Annotated in this window: 1 protein-coding gene; it reads right to left on the reverse strand. The window is 38.8% G+C overall.

Going from position 1 to position 399, the window contains the following annotated elements; translation table 11 throughout:
• Positions 1–399: DnaD domain protein (locus tag AB5M32_RS13670; RefSeq protein WP_368024534.1), on the reverse strand; the 399-nt coding region annotated here is incomplete at both ends.

Here is a 399-nt window from a genome sequence, read left to right on the forward strand (position 1 = left end):
TCTGCCAGCCATTTCGGGATAGGTTCTTTTCGTGTTACGTTACGACTTGGCTGAGAGTTAGAGAAAGTCCTTTGGCTCTTCTTCGCTTCCCAATCTTCTTTCGCTTGGACTGCCTCCTGTAACGTAGAAACATTGTTTGACTTCCACGTAGCAAGAATTTTATCCACGTATTTTTTTAACCCTTGCATTTCTACGCTATTCTCATAAGCAGATTGAAATGCAAATAAAATCATTTCTGATCCCCATTCGCGAATCCACGGACCTAATGTGCCTTGCAAAATGCCAGTAGGTGGTTTTCCCCAAGATTTTTGAATGAACTCGTACACGCCCATATCTTCTTCATAATCTTTTATTTTATTTAATTTACTTTTATTTCCTTTACTTTGGGGATTAATGTCA

Source organism: Enterococcus sp. C57 (genome assembly GCF_040887305.1).
Classification (GTDB): domain Bacteria; phylum Bacillota; class Bacilli; order Lactobacillales; family Enterococcaceae; genus Enterococcus_B; species Enterococcus_B hirae.